The following is a 1233-nucleotide window of genomic DNA, read 5'->3' as shown; positions in this document are numbered from 1 at the left end:
GCCAGGGCACGTTTGCGTCCAAGGTCGAGGTCGAAGGCGACGCCGCCCATGTCACCCGCGAAGTCGACGGCGGTCTGGAGACGGTGGCGCTGCCGCTGCCCGCCATCGTCACCACCGACCTGCGCCTGAACGAGCCGCGCTATGCGTCGCTGCCCAACATCATGAAGGCCAAGTCCAAGCCGCTCGCGCAGAAGACGCCGGCCGACTACGGCGTCGACCTCACCCCGCGCATCACGATCCTCAAGGTCGAGGAACCCGCCAAGCGCGCCGCCGGCATCAAGGTCGACGACGTCGACGCGCTGGTCGACAAGATCAAGAGCCTGGGAGTGATCGCATGAGCGTGCTGGTACTGGTCGAACAGCTCGACGGCCGCGTGAAGGACGCGACGCTCGCCACCCTTACCGCCGCCGCCAAGCTCGGCGACGTGGTCGCGCTGGTCGCAGGACACGGCGACGCCGCCGCGCAGGCCACCGATGCCGTATCGAAGGTTGCGGGCGTGTCGAAGGTGCTGCTGGCGAACGATCCGGCCTATGCGAACATGCTGGCCGAGAATGTCGCAGCGCTGGTGGTGCCGCTGATGGCCGACCACGACGCCTTCCTCGCGAACGCGACTTCGATCGGCAAGAACGTGGCGCCGCGCGTCGCAGCGCTGCTCGACGTGATGCAGGTGAGCGACATCGTCGCGGTCGAGAGCGCCGACACGTTCGTCCGCCCGATCTACGCCGGCAACGCGGTCGCGACCGTGCGGTCGTCGGACGCCAAGAAGGTCATCACCGTGCGCGCCACCGGCTTCGAAAAGGCCGCGGCGGAAGGCGGCAGCGCCTCGGTCGAACCCGTCCCCGCGCCGGGCGACCAGGGCAAGTCGCGCTTCGTCGGTGCCGAGACCCAGGAGTCGGCGCGTCCCGAGCTCACCAGCGCCGCGGTGATCGTCTCCGGCGGCCGTGCGCTGGGCTCGGAAGAGCAGTTCCACGCCCTCATCGAGCCGCTCGCCGACAAGCTCGGCGCCGCCGTCGGCGCCAGCCGCGCCGCCGTCGACGCAGGCTTCGCCCCCAACGACTATCAGGTCGGCCAGACCGGCAAGATCGTCGCCCCGGACGTGTACGTCGCGGTCGGCATCTCGGGCGCGATCCAGCACCTCGCCGGCATGAAGGACAGCAAGACCATCATCGCCATCAACAAGGACGAGGACGCCCCCATCTTCCAGGTCGCCGACGTCGGCCTGGTCGGCGACCT

At 69.5% G+C, this 1233-nt stretch carries 2 protein-coding genes; both read left to right on the top strand.

Annotated elements, in window-relative coordinates; all coding sequences use genetic code 11:
* Window positions 1-338, top strand: a 338-nt coding sequence (locus ABDZ92_RS16795) for an electron transfer flavoprotein subunit beta/FixA family protein (protein ID WP_425542300.1), incomplete at its 5' end; no start/stop codon positions are given.
* Window positions 335-1233, top strand: an 899-nt coding sequence (locus ABDZ92_RS16790; protein ID WP_343764160.1) for an electron transfer flavoprotein subunit alpha/FixB family protein, incomplete at its 3' end; no start/stop codon positions are given. The genes ABDZ92_RS16795 and ABDZ92_RS16790, both read left to right, overlap by 4 nt.

This window comes from Sphingomonas molluscorum (genome assembly GCF_039522995.1).
GTDB lineage: Bacteria > Pseudomonadota > Alphaproteobacteria > Sphingomonadales > Sphingomonadaceae > Sphingomonas > Sphingomonas molluscorum.
The sequence above is the reverse complement of the archived record's forward strand: the minus strand, read 5'-3'. Positions and strand labels throughout refer to the sequence as shown.